This window comes from Sphingomonas sp. Leaf20, from assembly GCF_001421535.1.
GTDB lineage: Bacteria > Pseudomonadota > Alphaproteobacteria > Sphingomonadales > Sphingomonadaceae > Sphingomonas.
Window position 1 is genome coordinate 594,572 of the sequence record NZ_LMKN01000008.1, and the last position, 26,196, is coordinate 620,767.

27 protein-coding genes and 2 riboswitches are annotated in these 26,196 nt (G+C 67.4%); of the genes, 14 read left to right on the forward strand and 13 right to left on the reverse strand.

The genetic code is table 11. The features are described from left to right. Window positions 1–6: 6 nt before the first annotated feature. Genes ASE72_RS11025 through ASE72_RS11035 form a run of 3 tightly spaced genes read right to left on the reverse strand, consistent with a single transcriptional unit; the run spans window position 7 to window position 3,218 of the window. Entirely contained in the window at window positions 7–1,629 is a 1,623-nt protein-coding gene (locus ASE72_RS11025) for a type II and III secretion system protein family protein (protein WP_156350386.1), read from the reverse strand. Between the two features lie 13 nt (window positions 1,630–1,642). After that, window positions 1,643–2,683, reverse strand: coding sequence for a Flp pilus assembly protein CpaB (cpaB, locus tag ASE72_RS11030; RefSeq protein ID WP_056020815.1), 1,041 nt, complete (start codon window positions 2,681–2,683; stop codon window positions 1,643–1,645). A 49-nt stretch (window positions 2,684–2,732) separates the two neighbouring features. Continuing rightward, entirely contained in the window at window positions 2,733–3,218 is a 486-nt protein-coding gene (locus tag ASE72_RS11035; RefSeq protein WP_056020817.1) for an A24 family peptidase, read from the reverse strand. Between the two features lie 226 nt (window positions 3,219–3,444). Here ASE72_RS11035 and ASE72_RS11040 point away from each other — a divergent pair, with 226 nt between their 5' ends. Both ASE72_RS11040 and ASE72_RS11045 read left to right on the forward strand, forming a co-directional pair. After that, window positions 3,445–4,308, forward strand: a complete 864-nt coding sequence (locus tag ASE72_RS11040) for an alpha/beta fold hydrolase (protein ID WP_235532326.1) — start codon at window positions 3,445–3,447, stop codon at window positions 4,306–4,308. Beyond that, window positions 4,308–5,399 (forward strand): NAD(P)/FAD-dependent oxidoreductase, encoded by a 1,092-nt coding sequence (locus ASE72_RS11045; RefSeq protein ID WP_056022201.1) that lies wholly within the window; start codon window positions 4,308–4,310, stop codon window positions 5,397–5,399. Before ASE72_RS11040 ends, ASE72_RS11045 begins: the two co-directional genes overlap by 1 nt. Window positions 5,400–5,425: 26 nt before the next feature. Here ASE72_RS11045 and rnhA read toward each other — a convergent pair whose 3' ends face one another. From rnhA to ispH, 3 genes are read right to left on the reverse strand one after another with little or no spacing between them, the layout of a single operon-like run. After that, the gene (rnhA, locus tag ASE72_RS11050; protein ID WP_056020822.1) at window positions 5,426–5,899 is read right to left on the reverse strand and encodes a ribonuclease HI; all 474 of its coding nucleotides are present in this window, start codon (window positions 5,897–5,899) and stop codon (window positions 5,426–5,428) included. Next, complete coding sequence (gene thrB, locus ASE72_RS11055; protein WP_056020825.1) at window positions 5,896–6,846, reverse strand: homoserine kinase; 951 nt, start codon at window positions 6,844–6,846, stop codon at window positions 5,896–5,898. The genes rnhA and thrB overlap by 4 nt, the downstream gene beginning before the upstream one ends. 3 nt (window positions 6,847–6,849) lie before the next feature. Continuing rightward, complete coding sequence (gene ispH, locus ASE72_RS11060; protein ID WP_082445943.1) at window positions 6,850–7,854, reverse strand: 4-hydroxy-3-methylbut-2-enyl diphosphate reductase; 1,005 nt, start codon at window positions 7,852–7,854, stop codon at window positions 6,850–6,852. Between the two features lie 119 nt (window positions 7,855–7,973). Here ispH and ASE72_RS11065 point away from each other — a divergent pair, with 119 nt between their 5' ends. From ASE72_RS11065 to ASE72_RS11090, 6 genes are all read left to right on the forward strand, one after another. After that, a complete protein-coding gene (locus ASE72_RS11065; protein WP_235532327.1) occupies window positions 7,974–8,612 on the forward strand; it encodes a hypothetical protein in 639 nt (212 codons plus the stop codon). A 158-nt stretch (window positions 8,613–8,770) separates the two neighbouring features. Then, a riboswitch (glycine riboswitch) is annotated at window positions 8,771–8,874 on the forward strand. 1 nt (window position 8,875) lies between these two features. Then, window positions 8,876–8,980, forward strand: a riboswitch (glycine riboswitch). A gap of 46 nt (window positions 8,981–9,026) precedes the next feature. Next, window positions 9,027–10,274, forward strand: coding sequence for a glycine cleavage system aminomethyltransferase GcvT (gene gcvT / locus ASE72_RS11070; RefSeq protein ID WP_082445944.1), 1,248 nt, complete (start codon window positions 9,027–9,029; stop codon window positions 10,272–10,274). Window position 10,275: 1 nt separating this feature from the next. After that, window positions 10,276–10,647: a glycine cleavage system protein GcvH gene (gcvH, locus tag ASE72_RS11075; protein WP_055872811.1), complete on the forward strand. Its 372-nt coding sequence runs from the start codon at window positions 10,276–10,278 to the stop codon at window positions 10,645–10,647. 121 nt (window positions 10,648–10,768) lie between these two features. Then, complete coding sequence (gene gcvPA, locus ASE72_RS11080) at window positions 10,769–12,127, forward strand: aminomethyl-transferring glycine dehydrogenase subunit GcvPA (protein WP_056020828.1); 1,359 nt, start codon at window positions 10,769–10,771, stop codon at window positions 12,125–12,127. Between the two features lie 139 nt (window positions 12,128–12,266). Further along, a complete protein-coding gene (gene gcvPB / locus ASE72_RS11085; RefSeq protein ID WP_056020832.1) occupies window positions 12,267–13,871 on the forward strand; it encodes an aminomethyl-transferring glycine dehydrogenase subunit GcvPB in 1,605 nt (534 codons plus the stop codon). Window positions 13,872–13,983: 112 nt separating this feature from the next. After that, window positions 13,984–14,511 carry a CcdC protein domain-containing protein gene (locus ASE72_RS11090; RefSeq protein ID WP_056020835.1) on the forward strand — a complete coding sequence of 176 codons (528 nt, stop codon included), beginning with the start codon at window positions 13,984–13,986 and terminating at the stop codon, window positions 14,509–14,511. Between the two features lie 96 nt (window positions 14,512–14,607). Here the strand turns inward: ASE72_RS11090 and ASE72_RS11095 are convergent, their stop codons facing one another. Then, window positions 14,608–15,501 (reverse strand): DMT family transporter, encoded by an 894-nt coding sequence (locus ASE72_RS11095; protein ID WP_056020839.1) that lies wholly within the window; start codon window positions 15,499–15,501, stop codon window positions 14,608–14,610. A 194-nt stretch (window positions 15,502–15,695) separates the two neighbouring features. Here ASE72_RS11095 and ASE72_RS11100 point away from each other — a divergent pair, with 194 nt between their 5' ends. Continuing rightward, window positions 15,696–17,231: an aminoacyl--tRNA ligase-related protein gene (locus ASE72_RS11100; RefSeq protein ID WP_056020842.1), complete on the forward strand. Its 1,536-nt coding sequence runs from the start codon at window positions 15,696–15,698 to the stop codon at window positions 17,229–17,231. On the opposite strand, the gene ASE72_RS11105 is transcribed toward ASE72_RS11100, so the two are convergent. The 3 genes from ASE72_RS11105 to ASE72_RS20680 form a co-directional block, all read right to left on the reverse strand. After that, a complete protein-coding gene (locus tag ASE72_RS11105) occupies window positions 17,225–17,905 on the reverse strand; it encodes a hypothetical protein (RefSeq protein WP_056020844.1) in 681 nt (226 codons plus the stop codon). The two genes, ASE72_RS11100 and ASE72_RS11105, sit on opposite strands and share 7 nt — an antisense overlap. 60 nt (window positions 17,906–17,965) lie before the next feature. Then, window positions 17,966–18,931: a cation diffusion facilitator family transporter gene (locus ASE72_RS11110; RefSeq protein ID WP_056020847.1), complete on the reverse strand. Its 966-nt coding sequence runs from the start codon at window positions 18,929–18,931 to the stop codon at window positions 17,966–17,968. Window positions 18,932–19,030: 99 nt separating this feature from the next. Further along, the gene (locus tag ASE72_RS20680; protein ID WP_200916239.1) at window positions 19,031–19,189 is read right to left on the reverse strand and encodes a hypothetical protein; all 159 of its coding nucleotides are present in this window, start codon (window positions 19,187–19,189) and stop codon (window positions 19,031–19,033) included. 193 nt (window positions 19,190–19,382) lie between these two features. Between ASE72_RS20680 and ASE72_RS11115 the strand changes: the two genes are divergently transcribed. Beyond that, window positions 19,383–20,765 (forward strand): helix-turn-helix domain-containing protein, encoded by a 1,383-nt coding sequence (locus ASE72_RS11115; RefSeq protein ID WP_056020851.1) that lies wholly within the window; start codon window positions 19,383–19,385, stop codon window positions 20,763–20,765. A 156-nt stretch (window positions 20,766–20,921) separates the two neighbouring features. Then, window positions 20,922–21,290, forward strand: a complete 369-nt coding sequence (locus ASE72_RS11120; RefSeq protein ID WP_056020854.1) for a response regulator — start codon at window positions 20,922–20,924, stop codon at window positions 21,288–21,290. A 3-nt stretch (window positions 21,291–21,293) separates the two neighbouring features. Here ASE72_RS11120 and ASE72_RS11125 read toward each other — a convergent pair whose 3' ends face one another. Genes ASE72_RS11125 through ASE72_RS11135 form a run of 3 tightly spaced genes read right to left on the reverse strand, consistent with a single transcriptional unit; the run spans window position 21,294 to window position 22,835 of the window. Continuing rightward, complete coding sequence (locus tag ASE72_RS11125; RefSeq protein WP_056020858.1) at window positions 21,294–22,241, reverse strand: aldo/keto reductase; 948 nt, start codon at window positions 22,239–22,241, stop codon at window positions 21,294–21,296. After that, entirely contained in the window at window positions 22,238–22,426 is a 189-nt protein-coding gene (locus ASE72_RS11130; RefSeq protein WP_056020861.1) for a hypothetical protein, read from the reverse strand. Before ASE72_RS11130 ends, ASE72_RS11125 begins: the two co-directional genes overlap by 4 nt. A 37-nt stretch (window positions 22,427–22,463) precedes the next feature. After that, on the reverse strand, window positions 22,464–22,835 hold the full coding sequence (locus tag ASE72_RS11135; RefSeq protein WP_056020864.1) for a hypothetical protein: 372 nt from the start codon (window positions 22,833–22,835) through the stop codon (window positions 22,464–22,466). 205 nt (window positions 22,836–23,040) lie between these two features. On the opposite strand from ASE72_RS11135, the gene ASE72_RS11140 reads away from it, so the two are divergent. The 3 genes from ASE72_RS11140 to ASE72_RS11150 all read left to right on the forward strand — a co-directional run bounded on the left by ASE72_RS11140 (window position 23,041) and on the right by ASE72_RS11150 (window position 26,096). Further along, window positions 23,041–23,994: an ArsR/SmtB family transcription factor gene (locus ASE72_RS11140; protein ID WP_056020867.1), complete on the forward strand. Its 954-nt coding sequence runs from the start codon at window positions 23,041–23,043 to the stop codon at window positions 23,992–23,994. Further along, the gene (gene metF / locus ASE72_RS11145; RefSeq protein WP_056020869.1) at window positions 23,991–24,935 is read left to right on the forward strand and encodes a methylenetetrahydrofolate reductase; all 945 of its coding nucleotides are present in this window, start codon (window positions 23,991–23,993) and stop codon (window positions 24,933–24,935) included. The genes ASE72_RS11140 and metF overlap by 4 nt, the downstream gene beginning before the upstream one ends. A gap of 102 nt (window positions 24,936–25,037) precedes the next feature. Then, the gene (locus ASE72_RS11150) at window positions 25,038–26,096 is read left to right on the forward strand and encodes a homocysteine S-methyltransferase family protein (protein WP_056020872.1); all 1,059 of its coding nucleotides are present in this window, start codon (window positions 25,038–25,040) and stop codon (window positions 26,094–26,096) included. The last annotated feature ends 100 nt before the right edge of the window (window positions 26,097–26,196 follow it).

Here is a 26,196-nt window from a genome sequence, read left to right on the forward strand (position 1 = left end):
GCGGGGTCAGCGGGAGAAGCCGGGCATCGGGACAATGCCCTTGCCCGATCTGGCCGGCGCCGCCGCGGGCAGCGAGCGGGTATCCGCCACGGGGTTCTGACGGTCGGGACGCGACAGCGGACCGACGGGGGCGGTCGCACCGATCGCCGGGGTCGCATAGCCCGTCGGCGCGACCGTCGGGACGGGGCGCCGCTCGCCCGTCGTGCCGTTGCCGAGTTCGCCCAGCAGGACGCGGCCGGCATCGGTCGGCGCCTTGTACCCGTCGGTCGGCAGTGCGATGTCGGACGGGTTGTTGACCGGCTTGACCAGATACGGCGTGATGATGATCACCAGCTCGGTCTCGTTGCGCTGGAAGCTGTTCGAGCGGAACAGCGCGCCGATCACCGGCAGGCTCGCGAGCCCCGGGGTCTTGTCGTACGTGTTGTTGTGCGCGTTCGACAGCAGCCCGCTGATCATCATGCTCTGCCCCGAACCGAGCTCGACCGTCGTCTCGGTCCGCCGCGTGGTGAGGCCGGGGACGCGCGTATTGTTCAGCGTCACCGCGTTGGAATAATCGAGCTGCGACACCTCGGGACGGACGCGCAGCGAGATGCGGCCGTCGGACAGCACCGTCGGCGTATAGGCCAGGCTGACGCCGTATTGCTTATACTCGACCGTCACCGTTCCCAGCGCCTGCGCGATCGGCACGGGCACCTCGCCGCCGGCGAGGAACGTGCCCGTCTCGCCCGACAGCGCGGTCAGGTTCGGGTTGGCGAGCGTCGAGACCTGTCCCGTCTGCTCGCCGAGATCGATCGCCGCGAGCAGGTCGAGCCCGAGCAGCCGTCCGGCCAGCCCCAGCGAGGTCGCGTTGTCGGCCTTGGCCGGAAAACCGAACAAGGTGCTGCCGGGGAACGCGCCGTTCGCGTCGATCGGCGTGCCCGGTGCGCCGATGACTCCGGGGACGGTGGTGATCGCGCCCTGTCGCCCGCCCTGCGCGATGTTGAACAGGAAATTGCCCGATCCGCGGCTCGTCAGGTTGACGCCGATCGTCTTGACGAAGCTGCGTGACACCTCGGCGACGCGCACCTGCAGATTGACCTGCAGCGGGGTCGCGGTCTTGAGGCGTGACAGGACCTTGGTCTGATCGCCAACGAACGCCTGGACCAGCCGTTCCGCCTCGGCGGCGTCCTCGGGTGCCGCGACGGTTCCGGTCAGCAGCACGAGGCCGTTCATCGACGTCGCGACGACCTGCGCCTCGGGCATCGCCAGCCCGAGCATCTGCTGGACCGAATCGAGGTTGTTGCCGACGCGGACGGTCGAGCTGTAGACGATCGCGCCACCCTTCGCGGTGGCCGAAATCGTCGTCTCGCCCGTCTTCTTGCCGAAGATGTAGAGCTGGGTCGGCGACCGGACCTGGACATCGGCGATCGTGTCGTCGGCGACGAACAGGTCGCTCATCGGCCGCGACAGCGTCACCAGCCGGCCGCGACCGGTGTTGACCTGGACCAGCCCGGAGGGGGGCGCCTGCACCGCGGCGCGCATCGTCCGCGGGGAGTTGCTCTGCGCGTCGGCGATCGCGGAGGGCGCCGTGCCTGCCGCTGCGAGGATCGCCGCAAGCGGCCATCCCAGCGGCGCGCGCAAACCTGTCATGCGGATACGCATCTTAATTCTTCCCCCCGACCGGAACGATCGTCATGCTGTTGCCGCGTGCGACGCGGATCACGGGGCCGGTAATGGCCTGGCCCGGCTGCCCCGGCGCGGTCGCGGGGGACGGCATCCCCGACGCCGCATTGCCGTTCGCGGCGACCGGCGGGCGACCCGGCACCGTGCTGCGCTGATAGCGCGATACGTCTGCACCCGTGGCATAGCTCGCCGCGCCGCCCGAAGGCTGGCTGGCGAGCCGTGCCATCATCGCGCGCTCCGCCTTGGGGTCGGTGCCTGCGGGCACCTTGATGCTGCCCGATGCGATCGCTTCCTCGAGTTCGCTCGCATTGTCCGCGATCGAGCGGAGCGACAGCGACAGCGTGCCGACCGTCTGCGCGACCGCGATCTGCTCGGCCATCCGCGGCGTCGCCTCGACCGTCACGTTGGAAAAGGTGCTCACGACCGTCTTGCCGTCCTCGCCGACCTTGTTGTCGGTACGCTGGTCGGTCGCCAGCACGCGGACGTTGCGCAGGATCGTCTCGGACACCTTCAGCGGATCGCCGTCGCCCCCGCCGGCGACCGCCTGCGTCAGCACGAGGTCGATGCGGTCGCCCGGGAACACGAAGCCCGCGACCGACGCCTGCGCCGACACCGGCACCGTCACCGCGCGCATGCCCGGCCCGAGCGCCGCCGCCAGGAACCCGCGATCCCCGGGCTTCACCAGCGCACCCTGCGTGACCGGCTGGCCCGCGGTGATGATGTTGCGGACGACCGTGCCCTGCAGCGCCTTCAGGTCGGTCTTGTCCTTCAGGTAATAGGCGTTGTCGACGAGCTCCTTGGGCCAGGGCTGAAACTTCAGCGCGGACGCGTCGAGGATCGTCCCCACCGGCAGCGCACGCGTGGCGACGAGAACCTCGGGCCCGTCGATCGCAACGGGCTGCATCGACACTGCCGTCGCCTGCGGCGTTGCGCTGCCCGCGATCAGCGACCGGGCAAAGAATGCCGTGATCGCCGCGACGAACAACGCGCCCACCAGCAATATGACCTTGCGACTATCCATGTCTCATCGTGCCTTTCGGGCGCCGGTTGGTTGATCCAACATTAAGTATCTACCAGAGGGTGTTAAGGAGTGGTTCGTGCAGCACGAACAGGCCCGCGAACGCGATCGCGATGCCGTAGGGAACTTCGATCGGGGGGCTTTGCGGTCCGGGCTTCCGGCGAATCCGGCGGTCGATCAGCATCCCTGCGGTCAACACCCCGCCCGCGACCGACATCACCACCAGCATCACCAGGAACGCCCCGATCGGCAGCCACAGCGACAGCGCGACGATCAGCTTGACGTCGCCGCCGCCCATCATCCCGAAATGGAAGACGACGCAGAAGATCGCGAACACCGCGACCGCGATGCCCAACTGGATCGCCATGTCGGGCCAGGGCGCCATCCCACTGGCAAACCACCACAAAGGCGCCAGCAGTGCGATCGCACCGGTCTTCCAGTTGGCGATCTCACGCACGCGCGCATCCTCGATCGCGGCCAGGACGAGCATGCCCGCCAGCGCGAAAAGTAGAAATGAAAGCGTAAAATCCGACCCCATGCGTTAGGTCTTAATTCCTATGGCTTTCAAAAAAGTAACCGTCACGCCAATGCCCGATACCGCCCCCGCCAAAGTCGATCATTTTCCCTGCGAAATTAGTAGCTTGGTAAGCGAAAAGCCGGCCCGACCGGCGCCTTCGCGGCGATCGTTCACGCTCGCTGCCGACGCACGTCGCGCGATTCCCCCAGCGGCGCAGGTGGGGGTCTGGGAAGCACCCGATGGCTGGATGCTGCGGCGATTCGACTGGCCTGCAGAGCGTCCGCGTGGTCGTTTCCTGTTCCAGGCGGGACGTGGCGACAGCTTCGAGAAATATCTCGAAACCATTGCGCACCTGCACCTCGCGGGGTGGTCGGTCACCTCGCTCGACTGGCGCGGGCAGGGCGGGTCGGGCCGTCTGTCGCCCGATCCCTATGTCGGTCACGTCACCGACTTCGGGGTCTATGACGCCGATCTGGCGGCCTTCTGGCAGCAGTGGCGCAGCGAGGACGGGGGCAAGAGCCCGGCGGCGATCCTCGGCCATTCGATGGGCGGGCTGCTCGTGATGCGCGCGCTTGCGGCAGGGACGATCGATCCTGCGGCCGCGATCCTCGTCGCGCCGATGCTGGGGCTGCGGTCGCCGCTCGGCGCGGAGATGTCGGGGCGTATCGCGCGCTATATGGCGCGCCGGCTGCCCATGCGCGCGGCGTGGCGGCAGAATGAACGGCCGGGCCCCGTCGCATCCCGCCAGCGGCTGTTGACGCACGACATCGAGCGGTATCGCGACGAACGCTGGTGGCACGACGCCAGCCCGGGCCTGCAACTCGGTCCGCCGAGCTGGTCGTGGCTGTCGCAGGCGTTCGACGGCTGCGCAGCGCTCGCGCGGGATCGGCGCGTCGAGGCGATTGCGGTGCCCGTGCTGATGCTCGTGGCGGACGCCGACCGGCTGGTCGACCCGCGTGCCGCTGCCCGAGTCGCGGCGCGCCTGCCCCATGCAGACCTGGTGCGGTTCGGGCCCGAATCGGCGCATGAGATCCTGCGCGAATCGGATGCGGTGCGCGACCGTGCGCTATCGGCGATGGACGGGTTCCTCGACGACGCGGTGCCGGCATGATGACACGCTACGACGTCGCGATCGTCGGCGGCGGGATGGCCGGGACCAGCCTGGCCGCCGCCATCGCTCCGGAAGCGCGCGTGCTGGTGATCGAGGGGGAGGATGCCCCCGGCTATCACGCGACGGGGCGTTCGGCCGCCTTCTGGTCGGAAACCTATGGCGGGCCGGGAATCCAGCCACTGACGACCGCGTCGGGTCCGATCCTGCAGGTCGGCGGATTCCTCCAGCCGCTCGGATCGCTCCATATCGGTCGCGCCGGTGATGCGCGCGCGGTCGATCGGTTCATCGCGGAGTTCGCAGGAAGCGCGGTGGTGCTCGACCGTGTCGATCCGGCGACGGTCGTGCCGGGTCTGCGTCCCGAATGGACGCTCGGCGTGGCCGAGCCGAGCTGTGCCTATATCGATGTCGCGGGCCTGCACGCGCATGAACTGGCCACCGCGAGACGCGCGGGCGCGGAGATCGTCACGCATGCGACGTTGGAGACGGCGACCCATGCCGGCGGGCAATGGACGATCGAGACCAGCGGCGGCACGTTCCGGGCCGACATGCTGGTCGATGCCGCGGGCGCCTGGGCCGATATGGTGGCGATGCGCGCCGGGGTTCGTCCGCTCGGCATGCGCCCCTATCGCCGGACGATGGTACAGCTTCGCACCGATCCGCCCGTCGCGCCGGGTCTGCCGCATGTCGCCGATATCGCGGGGGGCTTCTATTTCAAGCCCGAACCCGGCGGTCGGTTATGGCTGAGCCCGCACGACGAGACGCCCACCGATCCATGCGATGCCGCGCCCGAGGAGATCGACGTCGCGATCGCGATCGACCGGCTCGAGCAGGCGGTCGACTGGCGCGTCGAGCAGGTCGAGCGGCGCTGGGCGGGGCTGCGGACGTTCGCGCCGGATCGTCACCCGGTGTACGGGTTCGATCCGCGCAATCCCGCGTTCTTCTGGTGCGCGGGGCAGGGCGGGTTCGGGATCCAGACCGCGCCCGCCGCCGCGCGCCTGGCAGCGGCGCTGCTGCTGAAGCGCGCGCCGGATGCGATTGTCGCGAACATCGACGCGGAGCGCTACGCGCCCGATCGGTTCGACGCCGACTGATCGCGGCGGCGTCGGACGGCAAGCGGTCAGCGGCGTCGCGCTGCTCCGGGTGCGATCGACGCGACCGCGGCATCGCTGGCGAGCTTGTCGGCGCGCTCGTTTTCTGGGTGGCCGGCATGGCCCTTGACCCATTGCCACTCGATCTTGTGTCGCGCCACCGCAGCCAGCAGCGCGTGCCAGAGTTCGGCGTTCTTGACGGGCTTCTTGTCGGCGGTCTTCCAGCCGTTGCGCTGCCAGCCCTTCACCCACTTGGTCAGCCCGTCCATGACGTACTTGCTGTCGGTGTACAGCGTCACCGCGCAGGGCCGCGTCAGGATGTTCAGCGCCTCGATCGCCGCGGTCATCTCCATGCGGTTGTTCGTCGTCTGCGCATCGCCGCCCGACAATTCCTTCTCGTGCACGCCCATCCGGATCACCGCGCCCCAGCCGCCGGGGCCGGGATTGCCCTTGCAGGCGCCGTCGGTGAAAATCTCCACCTTCGTCATCACGTCGTCAGTCATGCAAACAGATCGTCCTTGCGATACGCGTCGAGTCGCCGCCAATAGGCCAGCGGATCCTTGCGCGTCACCAGCGCATCCGCCGGTGTGTTGACCCAGTCCCATGCCCGCGTGAGCAGGAATCGCAGGCAGGCACCCTGCGCGAGCGTCGGCAACGCCGCGCGCTCGGCCACCGACAACGGCGCGACGCTGGTATATCCATCGATCAGCGCGCGGCCGATCGCCGGGTCGAAACGCCGGCCCTCGGCGTCGAACGACCAGGCGGTGTGCATCACCGCGAGATCATAGGCGCGGATGTCGGTGCACGCGAAATAGAAGTCGATGATCCCCGTCACCCGGTCGCCGAGCATCAGGACATTGTCGGGAAACAGGTCGGAATGGATCGCCGCGACCGGCAGATCGCGCGGCCAGTCGGCAAGGACCGCGCCCAGGGCGGTGTCGACGCGGTCGTACAGCCCCGGCTCGATCGTCTCCATCCCGCGTCCGCACCGTTCGAGAAGCGGACGCCACGTGTCCGCACCGAGCGGGTTCGGCCTCGCCTGCGCGAAGTCGGCGAGGTCGGTATGGATGCGGCCCATCGCCGCGCCCGCGGCATGCGCCTGTCGCGGCGTCGGGTGCGAGACCGAGACGCCCGTCAGGAACTCGATCAGGCACGCGGCGCGGCCCGCGAGCTGCTGGATCGCGACGCAGCGGCGGTCCGGCAGCGCGCGCGGGACCGGATTGCCCGCGGCCGCCAGATGGTCGAGCATCGCCAGGAAGAAGGGCAGGTCGTCGGTCGACGTCCATTCCTCGTACAGCGTCAGGATGAAGCGGTCGGCGGTCGTCTCGACCAGGTAGTTGCTGTTCTGGACGCCCTCGGCGATCCCCTTTGCCGACAGCAGCTCGCCGCGATCGAACCGCGCGAGGAAGTCGCCAAGCGCTTCGGCCGAGACGTGCGTATAGACCGCCACGCGTCAGGCCGCGGCTTCGAGTCCGCGGGGCAGCTTGAACGCGATCGTCTCGCGCGTGGTCTCGACCTCGCGCTCCGAGACCTCGAACCGCTCCGACAGCCGGTCGACCAGCTCGCGCACGAGCAATTCGGGGGCCGACGCGCCGGCGGTGATCCCGAGCGTTCCGACGCCCGCGAGGAAGTCCCAGTCGAGTTCGCTCGCGCGCTGGATGAGCATCGCGGGCGTGCCCTCGCGTAGCGCGACCTCGACGAGCCGCACCGAGTTGGACGAGTTGGGCGCACCGATCACCAGCATCGCGTCGCAGCCATGCGCGATCGCCTTGACCGCCGCCTGGCGGTTCGAGGTCGCGTAGCAGATGTCCTCGCCGCGCGGCGGCTGCATCTCGGGGAAACGGCGCTGCAGCGTCGCGACGACCGCGGCGGTGTCGTCGACGGACAGCGTGGTCTGCGTGAGGAAGGCGAGGTTGGCGGGGTCGGCGGGGGTGAAGCCCTCGGCATCCTCGACCGTCTCGATCAGCGACATCGCGCCTTCGGGGACCTGGCCGAACGTGCCGATCACCTCGGGATGCCCGGCGTGACCGATGAACACGATATGCCGCCCTTGCGCGACCAGCCGCTCGGCCTGGCGGTGCACCTTCGATACCAGCGGACACGTCGCATCGAGATATTCGAGACCGCGCGCCTGCGCATCGAGCGGTACCGATTTGGGAACGCCGTGCGCCGAGAACACGACCGGTGCATCGTCGGGCACCTCGCTCAGATCCTCGACGAACACCGCGCCCTGCGCCTTGAGCGTGTCGACGACGAACTTGTTGTGGACGATCTCGTGACGGACATAGACGGGTGCGCCATGCTTCTCGATCGCTAGCTCGACGATGCGGATCGCACGGTCGACGCCGGCGCAGAAGCCGCGTGGTGCCGCGATCAGCAGTTCGAGCGCGGGTTTGTCGCCGCGCGTCGTCGCGGGAACGGCTGCGGGGTCTGCGGCGGACTCTGCGGGGATGCTCATAGTCGTCGGGCTCTACGCGATTGCTTGCCTGGACGAAAGCCGGTTCCTATGGTGCGCGGCGACAGGGGCCGGTGCGATTGCGCAGGCCCTTTCGCTCGTTCGAGAAGGTACGCGTCCCCGTGAAAGCCCCCATCCTTGCCGCTTCGATCCTCGCGCTCACCTTGGGCGGCTGTGCGTCGAAGGGTGAAATCGACGCGACCGGTGGCATCTCCGCCATTCGCTCGGCCTGCCCGACCGTGGCGGTTCCGGCCGCGACCGGGGACATCACCATGTTCGACCCGGTCACCAGCCGCGACCAGTCGGCGATCGACGTCACCGCACTGATGACCAACGTCCGCTCGACCTGCGCCGACGCGACCGATCCGATCCTGACCACCGTGACCTTCACGGTACAGGCGCGGCGCGCGCGGACCGAGGCGGCGCGCGACGTGACGGTGCCGTACTTCGTGACGGTCGTCCGCGGCGGCAGCGCGGTGGTCGCCAAGCGCGTCGGTCGCGTCTCGCTGCATTTCGATGCCGGACAGGCGCGCGCACAGGCCGATGGCCAGGGCACGGCGACGATAACGCGCGCCGCCGCCACGCTGCCGCCCGAAGTGCGCGAGCGGCTGACGCGCAAGCGCAAGGCGGGGGACGAGGATGCCGCCGTCGATCCGCTCAGCACCCCCGAGGTGCGCCAGGCCGTCCAGCGCGCGACGTTCGAAGCCCTGGTCGGCTTCCAGCTCACCGATGCGCAGCTGAAGTACAACGCCACCCGCTGACGCCGCCTAATCGGACCGGGGTTGTCGCAGACGATTCGTTCTCCCGCGCGCGCGGGAGAACGGGAGTTTCGACAATCTCGGGCCGCGAACACCAAGCCCGATTGACTAAGATTGTGCGGCGCGTCACAGCTTGGCGCGTCGATGTCGGGCAACCGGCATGGCACCGCGCGGGAGAGCGTTTCCGGTCCTTTGAGGGCTGATGGAACCGCCGAAGGAGCAACCACCCCGGAATCTCTCAGGCACCAGAGACCGCGCGGGGCTGATCGACACTCTGGAAAGCGTCCTGGCGTCCGCGCCGAGGGCCACCGAAGGGGTAAGCCGCCAATCAGGCGGTGAAAGCTCTCAGGTTCCGTGACAGAGGGGGTCGGATCGCAGCACCACAGGGTGCCGCGCGCCCCTTCGACGGAGACCGACATGAGCGACGCCGACATTCGCGACTATGCCAGCATCATCGATGAGGCCGACGATTACGTCGAGCCCGAGGTGCTGCCGCTGCCGCTCGACGCCTGGCACCGCGCACAGGGCGCGCGGATGGTCGAGTTCGCAGGCTACCAGATGCCGATCCAGTATGACGGCATCATGGCTGAGCACGCCTGGACGCGCGAGTCGGCGGGCCTGTTCGACGTCAGCCATATGGGCCAGCTCGTCTTCTCGGGCGAAGGCGTCGCCCACGCGCTCGAAACCGTGCTGCCGGGCGACATCGCCGGGCTTGGCGAGGGCAAGATGCGCTATTCGCTGCTGCTCGCGCAGGATGGCGGTATCCTCGACGACCTGATGGCGACGCGCCTGCCCGACGATCAGCCCTCGCCCTTCTCGGCGCAGGACGTCGAGCCCGAGGCGTACGACCCGCTCCACCCGTCGCCGACCGCGAGCGGCAGCTTCTACGTCGTCGTCAACGGCGCGACCAAATACGACGATGTCAGCTACCTGATCGAGCATCTGCCCGACGACGTCACGATCAACATCCTCGAGGACCAGGCGCTGCTCGCGGTGCAGGGCCCCAAGGCAGTCGCGGCGGTTGCTCAGATTGTCCCCGGCATCGACAGCCTCGTGTTCATGACCGCGGGCGCGTTCCACTGGCACGACGTGCCGCTCTGGATCAGCCGGTCGGGCTATACCGGCGAGGACGGCGTCGAGATCTCGCTTCCCGCCGAACACGCCGTCGCGTTTGCAGACGCGCTGCTCGCACTGCCCGAGATCAAGCCGATCGGCCTTGGCGCGCGCGATTCGCTGCGTCTCGAAGCCGGTTTGCCGCTCTACGGTCACGATCTCGATCCCGAGACCACGCCGGTGATGGCCGATCTCGGCTTCGCGCTGTCCAAGCGTCGCCGCGAGGCCGCCGACTTCCCCGGTGCCGAGCGTATCCTCACCCAGCGCGAGCATGGCCCCGCCACCAAGCGCGTCGGCCTGATCGTCGAGGGCCGCCAGCCCGCGCGCGAAGGGTCCGAGGTGATCGACGACACCGGTGCGACGATCGGCCGCCTCACCAGCGGCGGCTTCGCGCCGACGCTCGGGAAGCCGATCGCGATGGCCTATGTGCCACTCGCGCTGGCCGCGCCCGGCACCCGCATCGAGATCGCACAGCGCGGCAAGGTCCATACCGCCACCGTCACCGCGATGCCCTTCATTCCCCACCGCTACGTCCGCGCAGGAGCCAAGTGATATGAGCCGTTTCTTCACGCAAGATCATGAATGGGTCGATGTCGACGGCGACGTCGGCACCGTCGGCATTTCGGAATATGCGCAGAGCCAGCTCGGCGACGTCGTGTTCGTTGAGGTCCCCGAGGCCGGCAAGCAGCTGACCAAGGGCGCCGATGCCGCGGTCGTCGAATCGGTCAAGGCCGCGTCGGACGTCTATTCGCCAGTGTCGGGCACCGTCATCGAGGGCAACGCCGCGCTCGCCGACGATTCGAGCCTGGTGAATTCGGACGCCGAAGCCGCCGGCTGGTTCTTCAAGCTGACGCTCAGCGATCCGAGCGAGCTCGACAGCCTGATGGATGAAGCCGCCTACGCGGCGTTCGTCGAAGGCCTGTAAACCGTCAAAGCCCCTCCCTTCAGGGGAGGGGTTGGGGTGGGGCAGTGCGACCGACGCGCCGCCTGCGGACACGCCCCACCCCCAACCCCTCCCCTAAAGGGGAGGGGCAAGGAGACATCCCATGCGCTACCTTCCCCTGACCCAGCCCGACCGCGAGGCGATGCTCGCCGTCATCGGCGCCGCGACGATCGATGATCTCTTCGTCGACGTCCCCGAGGCCGCCCGCCTCGACGGCCCCGTCCGTGACCTGCCGATGCACGCCTCCGAAATGGCGGTCGAACGCCACATGTCGGCGCTCGCCAAGAAGAACCTGACCGCGGGGGAAGCGCCGTTCTTCCTCGGCTGCGGCGCGTATAAGCATCACGTCCCCGCCAGCGTCGATCACCTGATCCAGCGCGGCGAGTTCCTGACTGCCTACACGCCCTACCAGCCCGAGATCGCGCAGGGCACGCTGCAGATGCTGTTCGAGTTTCAGACGCAGGTCGCGCGTCTGCTCGGCACCGACGTCGCCAACGCGTCGATGTACGACGGCTCGACCGCGTGCTGGGAAGCGATCGTGATGGCGCGGCGTATCACCAAGCGCGGCAAGGCGATCCTGTCGGCGGGGCTGCACCCGCATTACGTGTCTGTGTCGAACACGATGGCCAAGTTCACCGGCGACGTGCTCGACACGACCGACCCGCGGCTGGTGCCCGAGATGGACCTCGACCGGCTGATCGCGAAGATCGACGACGATACGTCGTGCGTGGTCGTCCAGTATCCCGACATCCTCGGCCGCATCGCCGATCTGCGTCCGCTCGCGGATGCGTGCCATGCGAAGAAGGCTCTGCTGATCGCCGTCGTCACCGAGCCCGTCGCGCTCGGTGCGATCACCTCGCCCGGCGAGATGGACGCGGACATCGTCGTCGGCGAAGGGCAGTCGCTCGGCGTCGGCCTCCAGTTCGGCGGGCCCTATGTCGGGCTGTTCGGGTGCAAGAACAAATATGTCCGCCAGATGCCCGGCCGGCTGTGCGGCGAAACCGTCGATGCCGATGGCCGCCGCGGCTTCGTGCTGACGCTGTCGACGCGCGAGCAGCATATCCGCCGCGAAAAGGCGACGTCGAACATCTGCACCAACTCAGGCCTCTGCGCGCTGGCCTTCTCGATACACATGACGCTGCTGGGTGAGGCGGGCCTTCGCCAGCTCGCCGCGGTGAACCATGCCGGCGCCGTGGCCGCCGCCGAGCGCCTGTCGCAGATCCCCGGCGTCGAGCTGATCAACGACAGCTTCTTCAACGAATTCACGCTGAAGCTGCCCGTCGAGGCGCGCCCCGTCGTCCGCAGGCTCGCCGATCGCGGCATCCTCGCGGGCGTCTCGCTCGGGCGTCTCTATCCCGGCAAGGACGATCTCGCGAACGGCCTCGTCGTCGCGGTGACCGAAACGACCACCGCGGAGGACGTCGAAACGCTTGCGTCCGCACTCCAGGAGATACTGGCATGAGCGATCGTTTATTAACGTTCGTGCCGAGTAGAGACCGAGCCTGTCGAGGGCTCGTATCGAGGCACCTGTCTCTCGATACGGCATCTCGACAAGCTCGATGCCTACTCGAAACGAACGGAATGGTTTGGGAGATACTGGCATGAGCATCAACCAGAGCGGCTGGCGCCCGACCGCGCCCGAGCAGGGGAAGGGCAACGTCCCCGCCAGCGTCACCGGCAACAAGGCGCTGATGCTGGAGGAAGCGCTGATCTTCGAGATCGGCGACAGCCACACCACCGGTGTCGATTTTTGTTCACCCGCGAAGGCGGGTGCCCAGACTGGGTCCCCGCCTTCGCGGGGAAACAAGCTTGGTGCGTTGGCGCGAAAGGCCCCGATCGGCCTCCCCGGTCTGTCGGAGCCAGAAACCGTCCGCCACTACACGCGTCTGTCGCGCCAGAATTACGGCATCGACCTCGGCTTCTTCCCGCTCGGCTCGTGCACGATGAAGCACAACCCGCGCCTCAACGAGAAGATGGCGCGGCTCCCCGGTTTCTCCGACGTCCACCCGCTCCAGCCAGTCGATACCGTGCAGGGCGCGCTCGAGGTGATCCACCAGCTCGCGCGCTGGCTCGTCACGCTCACCGGCATGACCAGCGTCGCGATGAGTCCGAAGGCCGGCGCACATGGCGAACTCTGCGGAATCCTCGCGATCCGCGCCGCGCTCGAAGCCAAGGGTGAAGGGCACCGCAAGGTCATCCTCGTCCCCGAGAGCGCGCACGGCACCAACCCCGCGACCGCCGCGTTCGCGGGCTATGGCGTCGAGGATATCCCCGCCACCGCCGAGGGCCGCGTCGACACCGCCGCGCTGAAGGCACGCCTCGGCCCCGACGTCGCCGGCGTGATGATCACCAACCCCAACACCTGCGGCCTGTTCGAGCGCGACATGCGCGAGATTTCGGACGCGGTGCATGCGGCGGGCGGCTTCGTCTATTGCGACGGCGCGAACTTCAACGCGATCGTCGGCCGCGTCCGCCCGGGCGATCTCGGCATCGACGCGATGCACATCAATCTGCACAAGACCTTCTCGACCCCGCATGGCGGCGGCGGTCCGGGTTCGGGTCCGGTGGTGTTCTCGGCGGCGCTCACGCCCTACGCCCCACTCCCGTTCGTCGAAAAGCAGGGGGACCAGTTCGTCCTCGTCGAGGAGGAAACCGCGGGCGAACATCACGCCGGCAGCTTCGGCCGGATGGTCGCGTTCCACGGCCAGATGGGCATGTTCACGCGCGCGCTGACCTACATCCTGAGCCACGGCGCGGACGGCCTGCGGCAGGTGTCCGAGGACGCGGTGCTCAACGCGAACTACATCCTGCGCAGCCTCGACACGACGCTCGACGCGCCGTTCGGCCCATCGGGGCCGTGCATGCACGAAGCGCTATTCTCGGACTCGGGCCTCGCCGCCGGTTTCTCGACGATCGACATCGCCAAGGGGCTGATCGACGAAGGCTTCCACCCGATGACGATGTACTTCCCGCTCGTCGTCCACGGCGCGATGCTGGTCGAGCCGACCGAGACCGAGTCGAAGGCGGCGCTCGACCAGTTCATCGCCGCGCTCCGTTCGGTCGCCGAACGCGCCAAGGCGGGCGATCCCAGCCTCAAGACCGCGCCGCACTTCGCCCCCCGCGCGCGCCTCGACGAGACGCTCGCGGCACGCAAGCCGGTGCTGGTCTGGAAGGACCCAGCGCCGCTCGCGCAGGCGGCGGAGTAGCACGGACCCCTCCCCGGCCGCCGCCGGGGAGGGGCTTTGCCGTATGCCCCCTTTACTCCCGCTGTGTTGTGACCATACTACACCGCAAGGGGTAAGGTCGCAGGGGGAATCGATGCAGGCGAACGATATCCAGGGCTGGATCAGCTACGCGCTCACGCCGGTCGTCCTCGCGGTGGTCTTTGCGGTCCGCTGGCGGCGGATGAGCGTGGTCAAGCCGCTCAAGCTCGAGCGGCTCTGGGTCTTCCCGGCGCTGTACGCTGCGGTCGCGCTCTACATGGCGGTGATGTATCCGCCGCAAGGTCTCGCCTGGCTGTTCTGCGCGTTGGCGCTCGTCATGGGCGCGGCGCTCGGCTGGCAGCGCGGCAAGATGATGCGGATCACGATCGATCCCGACAGCCATGCGCTCAACACGACGTCGTCGCCCGCCGCGGTACTGTTCCTCGTCGCGATCGTCGCGATCCGCTCCGGGGCGCGCGCGGTTATCGGTGACGGCCACGCGCTGCACCTCGACCCGTTCGCGGTCACCGACATGCTGGTCGCGCTCGCGCTCGGCCTGCTCACCATGCAACGGATCGAGATGTATTTGCGTGCGAAACAAATGCTCGAAGCCGCGCGAGTCCTGCCCACGCCGCCATCCTGACGAACGTCAGGGTCCAGAGCCGCACAGGGCGGTGCTGTGTAACCCTGGATCCTGACTTTCGTCAGGATGACGGGCGGGGGGCGTCCCTGAAAACCCTCAAGCGATCGCGCGGTCGGTTTCGTCCTGTCGGCGTACATGCTCGCGCCAGACGATATACAGCCCGCTCGCGACGATGACCGGTGCGCCGAACCACGTCGCCTCGGCGGGCAGCGTGTCGAATACCAGCCAGCCGAGCAATGTCGCCCATAACAGGCTCGAATAATCCATCGGCACCACCACCGACACCGGCCCGAGCCGCAGCGACGTCGTCATCGCGATCTGCGCGAGGCCCCCCGCGATCCCGACGGTCGCGAGACACGCCCAGGTGATGGCGTCGTGCGGCTGCGCGGCCTGTGCGTAGAATACCGACAACGGGATCAACGACAGCGCGGAGAACCAGAACACCGTCGTCAGCGCGCTCTCGGTCTTGCCGATCTGCCGGAGCAGGATCGACACGCTCGCCGTCCCGAACGCGCCTGCCAGCGCACAGCCCGCGCCCCACAGGGGAAAGTGATCGCCGCCCGGCTGCGCGACGATCAGGACACCCGCAAACCCCGCCGCCACCGCCCCCCAGCGATGCCACCCGGTCGGCTCGCGCAGCACGAGCGCACCGAGGATCGTCGCGAAGATCGGCACGGTGAAGCCGATCGTCGTCGCCTCCGCCAGCGGCAGCGCGACGATCCCGTTGAACGTGAACGCCATTGCCGACAGCCCGACGACCGCGCGGATTATGTGTGCGGGCAGCCGCTGCGTCGCGATCGAGGGGAGGCCGGGTCCGGCAAGGATCACCGCGGACACCAGCAGGCACGCGCCGAACTGGCGGAAGAACAGGATCTCCGACACGCTCGCGCCGTGGCGTTCGGCCAGCTTGATCGCGGTGTTCATCAACGCGAAGATCACGACCGACAGCAGCCGCATGCCGATGGCGGGTAGGATGCGGTCTGAGGGCATGCGGGACGTCTACGCAAAGGACGCCCGCGATCCCACCCGAAACATCCGTCATCCTGACGAAAGTCAGGATCCAGAGCCAGAAGCGCTGCGGGTGGTACCCTGGGTCCTGACTTTCGTCAGGATGACGGGCGGGGGCGGGACGCCGCTCGCAACGCATAGTGACGAACCCAGCCGCAGCCGCTATCCGCGACCCCATGATAAAGCGCGCACTCCCCGTCACCCGCGAGGCGGATTTCTCCGCCTGGTACCAGGCCGTCATTTCGGAAGCCGACCTCGCCGAGGAATCGGGCGTCCGCGGGTGCATGGTCATCCGGCCCTGGGGCTATGGCATCTGGGAGCGCATCCAACGGCTGCTCGACGACCGGATCAAGGCGACGGGGCACGAGAATTGCTATTTCCCGCTCTTCATCCCGCTCTCCTATTTCGAGAAGGAGGCAGAGCATGTCGACGGGTTCGCCAAGGAAATGGCGGTCGTCACGCATCACCGGTTGAAGGCCGACGGCTATGGCCGGCTCGTCCCTGATCCCGAGGCGAAGCTCGAGGAGCCGCTCGTCGTGCGGCCCACGTCCGAGATGGTCATCGGCGCCGCGTTCGCGCGCTGGGTCCAGTCGTGGCGCGACCTGCCCGTGCTGATCAACCAGTGGGCCAACGTCGTCCGCTGGGAAATGCGCACGCGCATGTTCCTGCGCACCAGCGAGTTCCTCTGGCAGGAGGGGCATACCGCGCACGCCACCCCGCAGGAGGCGCGCGACGAGACGCTCAAGATGCTCGAAGTCTATCGTGACTTTGCGGAGGAGTGCCTTGGTCTCCACGTGATCGCGGGCGAAAAGCCCGAGAACGAGCGCTTCCCCGGCGCGGTCGCGACCTATTCGATCGAGGCGATGATGCAGGACGGCAAGGCGCTCCAGGCGGGCACCTCGCATTTCCTCGGCACCAATTTCGCGTCGGCGCAGAACATCCGCTTCCAGAACGCAGCCGGCGAGTTCGAGCTCGCCAACACGACGAGCTGGGGCGTGTCGACGCGGATGATCGGCGGCGTCATCATGGTGCACGGCGACGACGACGGGCTGCGCGTGCCGCCGATGATCGCGCCGTGGCAGGTGGTGATCGTGCCGATGCTGCGCGACAATCCCGACGACGCGGCGATCGTCGACTATTGCAAGTCGCTCCAGGCGGAGCTCGCCAAGCAGTCCGCGCTGGGCGAACCCGTGCGTGCGCTGCTCGATCTCAAGCCCGCCAAGGCCGCGACCAAGCGCTGGGGCTGGGTCAAGAAGGGTGCGCCGATCATCATCGAGGTCGGCGGGCGCGACATGGCGGGCGGCAACGTCTCGGTCATTCGCCGCGATCGCCTCTATCGTGAGGACGGCAAGCTCGACAGCAATGCGGTCGCCCGCACCGACTTCGTCGCCGAGGTCTCGGGCATGCTGCACGACGTGCAGGCGGCGCTCCACGTCGAGTCGATGAACCGCCTGAAGGCCAACATTGTCCCCGTCGACGATTTCGCCGCGCTCGAGACGCACTTCGCGGACGGCATCAAGAACCCGGGCTGGGTCGACGTCCGCTGGTCCAGGCCCACCGGCGCTGCGCTCGACAAGGTCGTCGAGCGGCTGAAGGTGCTGAAGCTCACGATCCGCAATGCGCCGATGGGACAGACCGGCCAGGATAACGGTCCGTGCATCTTCACCGGCGAGCCCTCGGTCGAGCGCGTCCTGATCGGCCGTGCCTATTGAGCCGTGCCCTGCGCCGCCGGTCGCGTGGGCCGTGCGGCGTTCGTCGCCGACGCGGCCGTTTGCCGGGATGACCGCGTGCCGGCGGTTGCGGTCGACAAGGCGGCGGGCGCGCGTGTCAGCGGCGGCAGCGTCTCCAGATGCGCCTTGCCGTGCTGGTTGATCAGCGTGACGTGCCCGGTGTTCGCCGAAGCCACCGCCTTGAGGAACGAACGGGGCTTTTTCATCAGCTTGGGATGCTGAAGCCCGGTCAGGCCGACGCGCCGGGCGGCTTCCTGAACGAAATGGACACAGTTGCGATCGCCGAGCCGGTATTCGCTGCTGCCCGTGGCGCCGCTCCATTCGGCGGCCAGCGCGACGATCGCCGCGTATTGCGCATCCGTCATCACGACCGAGAACTGCGCGTTGCTGCCCTTGATGTACGACGGCGTCGCCACGTCGAGCGCGCCCGCGACTGGACCGAACAGCAGCGCGGGGCTCAGCGTCCTTGCGGTGAAGCCGTAGTTGACGTCCACCGGCGCACCGCCGGCGTCGGGTACGCCGCGTAGCGTCACGAACGCGTGGGGAAAGCTGTTGCCGAGTTCATGGCTCCAGAACGTGATCGTCACCGCCGCTTGGGCAGGCTGCGCGACGAACAGGAGGACGAGGAGCGCGGCGAACTGCTTGATAAGTCTCATGATATCGGATGCTAGCGCCGGTTGTGGGCGCTGTGCAACATCGCGCAGCCATGCTGCGGTTCAGGGATGGGGAGCGCTCTGCGATGCGGCGGCCGTAGCCGCTGCCGCGCTGTTTTCCGGACGTATGTAGATCGATGCGAGTGTCGGTACGGCGTCGCGGAGGCGTGTCTCCAGCACCTCGATGATCGCCTCGCCTTCACCCATCGTCACCGAGTCGTCGAAGTCGGCGCTGATCGCTGCGAAGATGCTGTCGGGAGCGGTGTGGATCGTGCGGACATGGTTGACCGCGAGGATCGCGGGATGCGCCTGCACGATTTCGCGGATCGACGCGATGATCGCAGGGTCGGCACGCTCGCCGATCAGAAGCCCCTTCGACTCGCGCGCGAGCAGGACCGCGACCAGTGCTAGGATCAGGCCGATTGCGATCGATGCCGCACCATCGATCCGCGGATCGCCGAACGCGTGGCTCGCCCAGACGCCCAGCGCGGCGATCATCAGTCCGGCGAGCGCCGCAGAATCCTCGAACAGGACGATGAAGCCCGCGGGATCCTTCGACTGGTGCACAGCCTGCCACCAGCCGAGGTCGCCCTTCGCGCGCGCGAATTCGCGCACCGCGATCGTCCAGCTCGTCCCCTCGAGCAACGCCGAGACGCCGAGGACGACATAGTTGATGAGCGGATCGCTGAGCGGCTCGGGCGCGATGATGTGCCGATAGCCTTCGTAGATCGATACGCCCGCGCCGACCGCGAAGATCAGGATGGCGACGACGAACGCCCAGAAATACAGCTCGCGACCATAGCCGAACGGATGCGCGGTATCCGCCGCACGCTTGGCACGCGACTGGCCATAGAGCAGCAGGACCTGGTTGCCGCTGTCGACGAGCGAATGCACGCCCTCGGTGAGCATCGAGGACGAGCCGGTGATCCCGGCGGCGACGAACTTCGCGACGGCAATCCCGACATTGGCGGCGAGCGCGCCGTACAGGACGATGTCGTCCTTGATTCTCGTGATCAGTCCGTCGGTCATCGGGAATCCTGCGCGGGTGCGAAAGCCGGTTCCATACGAGAAAGCCCGCCGATGGATAGTCCATCGACGGGCTTTTCTTTCCAGTGGGTTAGGGACGGATCAGCCCAGGCGACCGAGGCGGTGATACAGCGCGCTGAGCCGGCTCATCTTCCTGTCGTCGACCGCGACCTTGGGGATGAGCTCGCCGATCGCTTCCTTGAGCAGTGCGAAATCCTCCGTCGAGAAAACGGCGCGAGCGCGGGCGGGTTCGTTCGTCATGGGTTTCCTCCGTCGTGTTTGTCTTTGTCTCTTCCTTTACACTCGATCATGTACGGGAAGCGGCAATGCATCTGTAAAGCCTGACAAAGCAGGTCGTGGACAGAGTGAACCATCAAGGCACGGCGTCGGGCTGTCGCCCCGGGTTGCGTGCCTCGTGTAGTTCTGTAAAGTTCGTGACAGAACGGAGAGAGGTATGGCGGATCGCAAATTGTTGGCGGGGCATGCGATCCGGCGGTTGCGGCGCGGCGCCGGCCTGACGCAGGCCGCGATGGCGGACATGATGGCGATCAGTCCGAGCTACCTCAATCTGGTCGAGCGCAACCAGCGACCGATCTCGGCCGCGCTGCTCGTGAAGCTCGCCGAGAGTTTTGATTTCGATCCGCGCGCGTTGGCGGCCGGCGAGCCGGGCGGCGGCGCGGACGCGATCCGCAGACGCCTTGCCGATCCGATGTTCGCCGATCTCGAAATCGATCGCAACGAGGTCGAGGAATGGCTTGCGAGCGCGCCCGGCGGGGCAGAGGCATTCGCGCGCGTCTTCGACCGGATCGGAAGCGCGGGTGACGCGGCAGTGCCCGATGATCCCGTCGGGCTGGTCCGGCGCGAGATCGAACGCTGGCGTAACCATTTCGCCGACCTCGACGCCGCTGCCGAGGAACTCGCCGACGATTTGCGTCTGGGCGCGGGGGATCTGTACGGCGCGATCGCCGAACGGCTTCGCGCCAGGCACGGGATCACGATCCGGGTGCTCCCCGCCGACGTGTTGCCCGATACGTTGCGCCGCCTCGATCTTCACGCCCGGCAGCTGCAGCTGAGCGAGGTGCTCGATCCCGCATCGCGCACGTTTGCCGTCGCGTTCCAGCTTGGCCAGATCGAGGCGCGCGCGGAGATCGATTCGCTCGCGAAGGGCGCGGCGTTTTCGGATCGCGCGGCGGAACGCCTGTATCGGCGGCATCTGCTCAGCTATTTCGCGGCGGGCGTGATGATGCCCTATGCGCGGTTCCTGCGCGGGTGCGAGGCCACTGGTTATGACATCGAGCTTCTGCAGCGACGGTTCGGCGCCGGATTCGAGCAGGTCGCGCACCGTTTGACGACGCTGCAGCGCGTCGGCGCGCGCGGTCTGCCGTTCTTCATGATCCGGATCGATCGCGCCGGGCAGGCCTCGAAGCGCTATCCTGGCGCGAGCGGCGCGGCGCTGGTCGAGGGGGAGGGGCGTTGTCCGCTCTGGCAGTTGCACCACGCCTTTGATCGGCCGGGAAGTCTGGCGGTCCAGCTCGTGGAGCTCGAGGATGGTGCGCGGTGGCTGACGATGGCACGGACCGTGACGCCGCAGGGGCGACGGTTCGGCGCGGTACGCGCGGAGTTCTCGATCGGGCTCGGCGTGCAGGCCTCCCTTGCCACCGGGCTGGTCGCGGCAAGCGGCATCGACCTGGCCGGGGCGGCGATGCCGATCGGCCTTGGCTGCCGCGCCTGTTTCCGCGGCGATTGCCCGCAGCGCTCGGCGGCCCCCGCGGGGCGCGCGCTGATCGTCAACGAGCGGGAGCGCCGGACGTCGGCGTTGACCTTTGCGGGGGACTGATCCTGATTGACGCCTTGGTCATGAGAATATTTGAACCGATGCGAGGCCAAATCCCAATCTGGTCGTTTATGGTGGGACCAAGCCAATCCCTCTTATTTCACGAGGCAATCTGGCGCGTTACGGTCGAGTTTTTTCCACGGGGCGTCCACCTTGAACATGTTTCCACCCATCAGGGACCCCGAAGCGGGTGTTGTTCTGATCGTCGAAGATCATCTGCTGGTGCAGATCACCGCGACCGCGCAGATCGAGGATGCGGGGATGGCGACGCTCGTCGCGAACGACGCCGATGAGGCGCTGCAGATCCTCGCGACACGCAACGACGTGCGCACGGTCTTTACCGATATTGACATGCCCGGGACGATGGACGGGCTGGCGCTCGCGATGGTGGTGCGCGAGCGCTGGCCCGATATCCGGGTTGTGGTTACGTCCGGCGGGAAGCCGCGCGCGGTCGATCGGCTTCCCGACGATGTCGCGTTCTTCCAGAAGCCCTATGAATATTCGGCGATCGTCGACGAACTCCGGTAACGATCAGGCGCCCGCCATGGTGAGGCGGTCGCGCTGATCGTCAGACAGGGTCAGCGTCATCGCCGGCAACAGGTCCTCGACCTGCGTGACGGTGGTTGCGCTTGCGATCGGTGCGGTGACGCCCGGCTGTGCCATCAGCCAGGCCAGCGCGACCTGTGCATGCGTCGCCCTGGTCTCCTCGACCACGCCGTCCAGCGCGTCCAGAACGTCCTTGCCTCTGCCTTCGAGCAACTTTCCCATCCCGCGTCCACGCACGCTCTGGTCGAGATCGTCGCGCGTCCGGTATTTGCCCGTGAGAAACCCTGATGCCAGCCCGTAATAGGGCAGCACGCCGATGTTTTCTGTGACGCAGTAATCCTGCAGCTCGCCTTCGAACTTCTCGCGGCTGACGAGGTTATATTCGGGCTGAAGGACATGATAGCGCGGCAGGCCCGACGCCTTCGCGATGTCGACCGCGGACTTGAGCCGCGCCGCATGGAAATTGGACGCGCCGATGACGCGGACCTTGCCTGCGTCGACAAGCTTGCCGAATGCCTCGAGAACATCGTCCTGCGCGACTTGCTCATCGTCCTGGTGCGCGTAATAGAGATCGATGCGATCGGTGCCGAGCCGCTTGAGCGAGGCTTCGGCCGCCGCCGCGATACGCGCCGGTGCGAGCTTTTCGCCGCCATCGCCCGCGAGCATGCCGACTTTCGTCGCGAGCAGCACCGCGTCACGCTTGCCGGACGTCTTCAGCCATTCGCCGATCATGCTCTCCGACTCGCCACCGGAATGCCCGTCGATCCATGCGGAATAGACGTCCGCGGTGTCGATCATCGTGCCGCCGCCGGCGACGAACGCGTCGAGCACGGCAAAGCTGGCAGTGCGGTCTGCCGTCCAGCCAAAGACGTTGCCGCCCAGGACCAGCGGGGCGATCTTCAGGTCGGTCGAGCCGAGGCGGCGCTGGGTCATCGGGGCGGGTCACCTTGGTTTGTTACGGAATTCGGTACGGTCTCGGCGTTGATCTGATCGAGATCGACGCTGTTCTGGTCGAGCATCGCCGCCGCGTCATTGAGTTGCTGTGCTTCGTCCGCCGTGACGGCGCCCGGCGGCGCGTCGGACGGTGAACACGCCGACGACGCCAGAAGCGCCCCCACCAGCAATCCGAGACCGGGCAAGTGAGGGCGCATCAGGTCAGTCCTTGATCGCGTTGCCTGCGCGGGTCAGCGCATTGCCCGTCGCGTCTGCTGCGCGGTCTGCGCCGTTGTTGATCGAAGCACCAGCGCGATCCGCATTGGCTTCGATGCGATCGCCGGCGCGGTCGGTCGACGCGTCGAGGCGGTCACCCGCGCGGTCGAGGCGCGCACCGGCGTTGTCGAGCGAGGCTTCTGCCGAACCGAGCGCGCGGTCGCTGGCGGCTTCGACGTCGTTGACGGCATTCTCGGTCGTTGCGGTCGCATCGGTGGCGATCGCGTTTGCGGCCTCGGCGGTCTCGTTCTGGGCATTGTTGCTGCAGGCCGAAAGACCAGCGGCGAGGGCCAGTGCAGGAATAAGGAACTTCTTCATGTGCAATCACTCCCATCGAGGAACCCGGGTATTGGTCCGGGGGGATATGTCCCTGTGAGCTAGGTTCATTAGCCCATAGCGCACTCGAACGCGGGTCGTGCCGATATGATCCGTCGGATGCGACAGGATGTCGTTCGACGGCACGTCGCGAAGAATGCCACGGGCTGCGTTGACCGCATATAAAGAATTCTTTATATGTTGCTGCATGACGATGGCGCTCGAAATCTTCCGTGCGATGGCGGACGCGACCCGGCTTCGGATTCTCGCATTGCTGCGGCGGATGGAGCTGTCGGTCGGCGAGCTTGCACAGGTGTTGGGTCAGAGCCAGCCACGCGTATCCCGGCATGTGAAGATCCTCTGCGACGCCGGCCTGGCCGAGCGGCGCAAGGAAGGCAGCTGGGTCTTCGTCGCGCTCGGCCGACCGGACATCATCGAACCCATCGCCGCGGCGCTCGACCAGTGGGACAAGGCGGAGCCCGACCATTGGGCGGTGGCCGACGTCGCGCGCCTTGCGGCGGTGCGCGCGGACCGGGCGGCGAGTGCCGCGGCATGGTTCGAGGGCCATGCCGGCGAATGGGATGCGATCCGGTCGATGCATATCGCCGAGAGCGAAGTCGAGGCGGCGATGGCAGCGATGCTCGGGGACGCCGCGATGGGAACGCTGATCGACATCGGCACGGGTACGGGGCGCATGCTCGAACTGTTCGGCAACCGGGCAAAGGTCGCGCTCGGCATCGATCGCAGCTCGGAGATGCTGCGACTGGCGCGTGCGAAGCTCCATGACATGGCGCATGCGGAACTTCGCCAGGCGGATCTCTACGCGCTGCCTCTGGCCGATGCCGCTGCCGACGTCGCGATCCTGCACCATGTCCTTCATTTCGCGCAGCAGCCCGGGGCCGCGGTGGGCGAAGCCGCCCGCGTCCTCAAACCGGGTGGACGATTGCTGATCGCGGATTTTGCCAGCCACGACCGCGAGGATCTCCGGACCCGCGATGCGCATACGCGGCTCGGGTTCGCGGACGATCAGATGGCGGCATGGTTTGACGCGGCAGGGCTCCAGACGGCCCGTGTCGAGACGCTCGAGGGCGGCGAGTTGACGGTGAAATTATGGCTCGGCCGAAAGGTCGGCGCGAGCCTGCGTGAGGTGAAGGCGGCATGACGAACATTTCGGTTCCCCAATTGGCGGAAGCCCGTCGCGCACTCGAAGAGCCGCTGTTTGCGGATCTGGCGGGCGATGTCGGCATCAGCTTCGAATTCTTCCCGCCCAAGACGGAGAAGATGGACGCACAGCTCTGGGACGCGATCCGCACGCTCGAGCCGCTCGGTCCCGATTTCGTGTCGGTGACCTACGGCGCGGGCGGTTCGACGCGCGAGCGGACGCACGCCACCGTCGCACGGATCCAGCGCGAGACGTCGATGAACGCGGCGGCGCATCTCACCTGCGTCGAGGCGACCAAGGCCGAGATCGACCAGGTCGCCGAGGAATATTGGGCGGCGGGCGTGCGCCATATCGTCGCATTGCGCGGCGACATGCCGACGCTCGGCCAGCCCTATCAGGCGCATCCCGGCGGGTATGAGAATGCGGCGGCGCTCGTCGCGGGCCTGCGCAAGCTGCATCCGTTCGAGATCTCGGTCGCGGCCTATCCCGAATCCCATCCGGAATCGGGTGATCCCAATGCCGATATCGACAATCTGAAGCGCAAGCTCGACGCGGGCGCGAGCCGTGCGATCACGCAGTTCTTCTTCTCGCCCGAGGCGTATTTCCGCTTCCGCGACCGGGTTGCGGCGGCGGGCATCACCGCGCAGATCCTGCCGGGCATCCTGCCGGTGTCGAACGTCGCGCAGACACGCAAGTTCGCAGGGCTTTGTGGCGCGGAGATCCCGGCCTGGATGGACCGGCTGTTCGAAGGGCTCGACGATCATCCCGCCGCGCGGCAGCTCGTCGCGGCGACGATCGCGGCCGAGATGTGTCGGCGGCTCTATGCGGGCGGCGTGAAGGATTTCCACTTCTACACGCTCAATCGCGCCGAACTCGCCTATGCTATCTGCCATATGCTCGGCGTGCGCGCCAAGTCGGCCGAAACGGTCGCCGCGGCATAGACCCCGTCGTCATCCCGGACCTGATCCGGGATCCAGAGCGCCAAGCGGTGCTCTTTGTTGTCCTGGATCCCGGATCAAGTCCGAGATGACGGAGTGAAACTGATGAATGTACGTGACCGTTTCAACGCCGAAGCCGCCAAGCGCATCCTGATCACCGACGGCGCGTTCGGGACCGAGATCCAGAACTGGAAGCTCGACGAGGCGGCCTATGCGGGCGACCTGAAGCTCAGCCACGACCAGAAGGGCAACAACGACATCCTGGCGATCACCAGGCCAGACGTGCCCGAGACGATCACGCGCGAATATCTGGAGGCCGGGTCGGACATCGTGTCGACCAACACGTTCAGCGCGAACATCATCAGCCAGGCGGATTACGGCGCCGAGCATCTGGTGCGCGCGATCAATGTCGAGAGCGCGAAGATCGCCCGCCGCCTCGTAACCGAGTATGAAGCGAAGGACGGCCGGCCGCGGTTCGTCGCAGGGGCGATCGGGCCGACCAACAAGACGCTGTCGCTGTCGCCCGACGTCAACGATCCGGGCTTTCGCGAGATCGATTTCGATTATCTGAAGGGCGTGTACCGCGAACAGATCGATGCGCTGCTCGAGGGCGGCGAGGGGGTCGGCGTCGACTTCATCCTGATCGAGACGGTGTTCGATACGCTGAACGCCAAGGCCGGGATCATGGCGGCGATCGAGGCGGGCGACGATCTCGGCCGCGACGTGCCGATCATGCTGTCGATGACGTTGACCGATCTGTCGGGGCGCAACCTGTCGGGGCATACGGTCGAGGCGTTCTGGCACGCGGTGCGGCATGCGCGGCCGATCACGATCGGGCTCAATTGCTCGTTCGGTGCGGAGCAGTTGCGGCCGCATGTGAAGACGCTGTCGGGGATCGCGGACACGCTGATCATGATTTACCCGAACGCCGGGCTGCCAAACGAGCTCGGCGAGTATGACGAGATGCCCGCGACGACCGCGGGGCTGGTCGGCGAGTGGGCGGTGGCCAAGCAGGTCAACGTGCTCGGCGGCTGCTGTGGCTCAACGCCGGCGCATATCAAGGCGATGGCGGACGGTGTGCGCGGGCTGGAACCGCGTGTGGTCGCGAGCCCGGAGGTGCGGACCAAGCTCGCCGGCCTCGAACCGTTCACGATGGCGGCCTGAGGCCGCTGCTCCCTCTCCCCTGCGGGGAGAGGGTCGGCGAGAGGGGCTGCCCAGCAGTGCCGCTCTCGGTGAGACACAGCCCCTCTCCCAACCCCCTCCC

Bases quoted from the DNA above. Each gene is read 5' to 3' on its own strand.
- ASE72_RS11025 (WP_156350386.1), bottom strand. From the start codon at position 1,629: ATGACAGGTTTGCGCGCGCCGCTGGGATGGCCGCTTGCGGCGATCCTC.
- cpaB (WP_056020815.1), bottom strand. From the start codon at position 2,683: ATGGATAGTCGCAAGGTCATATTGCTGGTGGGCGCGTTGTTCGTCGCG.
- ASE72_RS11035 (WP_056020817.1), bottom strand. From the start codon at position 3,218: ATGGGGTCGGATTTTACGCTTTCATTTCTACTTTTCGCGCTGGCGGGC.
- ASE72_RS11040 (WP_235532326.1), top strand. From the start codon at position 3,445: ATGCTGCGGCGATTCGACTGGCCTGCAGAGCGTCCGCGTGGTCGTTTC.
- ASE72_RS11045 (WP_056022201.1), top strand. From the start codon at position 4,308: ATGACACGCTACGACGTCGCGATCGTCGGCGGCGGGATGGCCGGGACC.
- rnhA (WP_056020822.1), bottom strand. From the start codon at position 5,899: ATGACTGACGACGTGATGACGAAGGTGGAGATTTTCACCGACGGCGCC.
- ispH (WP_082445943.1), bottom strand. From the start codon at position 7,854: ATGAGCATCCCCGCAGAGTCCGCCGCAGACCCCGCAGCCGTTCCCGCG.
- gcvT (WP_082445944.1), top strand. From the start codon at position 9,027: ATGAGCGACGCCGACATTCGCGACTATGCCAGCATCATCGATGAGGCC.
- gcvH (WP_055872811.1), top strand. From the start codon at position 10,276: ATGAGCCGTTTCTTCACGCAAGATCATGAATGGGTCGATGTCGACGGC.
- gcvPA (WP_056020828.1), top strand. From the start codon at position 10,769: ATGCGCTACCTTCCCCTGACCCAGCCCGACCGCGAGGCGATGCTCGCC.
- gcvPB (WP_056020832.1), top strand. From the start codon at position 12,267: ATGAGCATCAACCAGAGCGGCTGGCGCCCGACCGCGCCCGAGCAGGGG.
- ASE72_RS11090 (WP_056020835.1), top strand. From the start codon at position 13,984: ATGCAGGCGAACGATATCCAGGGCTGGATCAGCTACGCGCTCACGCCG.
- ASE72_RS11095 (WP_056020839.1), bottom strand. From the start codon at position 15,501: ATGCCCTCAGACCGCATCCTACCCGCCATCGGCATGCGGCTGCTGTCG.
- ASE72_RS11100 (WP_056020842.1), top strand. From the start codon at position 15,696: ATGATAAAGCGCGCACTCCCCGTCACCCGCGAGGCGGATTTCTCCGCC.
- ASE72_RS11105 (WP_056020844.1), bottom strand. From the start codon at position 17,905: ATGAGACTTATCAAGCAGTTCGCCGCGCTCCTCGTCCTCCTGTTCGTC.
- ASE72_RS11110 (WP_056020847.1), bottom strand. From the start codon at position 18,931: ATGACCGACGGACTGATCACGAGAATCAAGGACGACATCGTCCTGTAC.
- ASE72_RS20680 (WP_200916239.1), bottom strand. From the start codon at position 19,189: ATGACGAACGAACCCGCCCGCGCTCGCGCCGTTTTCTCGACGGAGGAT.
- ASE72_RS11115 (WP_056020851.1), top strand. From the start codon at position 19,383: ATGGCGGATCGCAAATTGTTGGCGGGGCATGCGATCCGGCGGTTGCGG.
- ASE72_RS11120 (WP_056020854.1), top strand. From the start codon at position 20,922: ATGTTTCCACCCATCAGGGACCCCGAAGCGGGTGTTGTTCTGATCGTC.
- ASE72_RS11125 (WP_056020858.1), bottom strand. From the start codon at position 22,241: ATGACCCAGCGCCGCCTCGGCTCGACCGACCTGAAGATCGCCCCGCTG.
- ASE72_RS11135 (WP_056020864.1), bottom strand. From the start codon at position 22,835: ATGAAGAAGTTCCTTATTCCTGCACTGGCCCTCGCCGCTGGTCTTTCG.
- ASE72_RS11140 (WP_056020867.1), top strand. From the start codon at position 23,041: ATGACGATGGCGCTCGAAATCTTCCGTGCGATGGCGGACGCGACCCGG.
- metF (WP_056020869.1), top strand. From the start codon at position 23,991: ATGACGAACATTTCGGTTCCCCAATTGGCGGAAGCCCGTCGCGCACTC.
- ASE72_RS11150 (WP_056020872.1), top strand. From the start codon at position 25,038: ATGAATGTACGTGACCGTTTCAACGCCGAAGCCGCCAAGCGCATCCTG.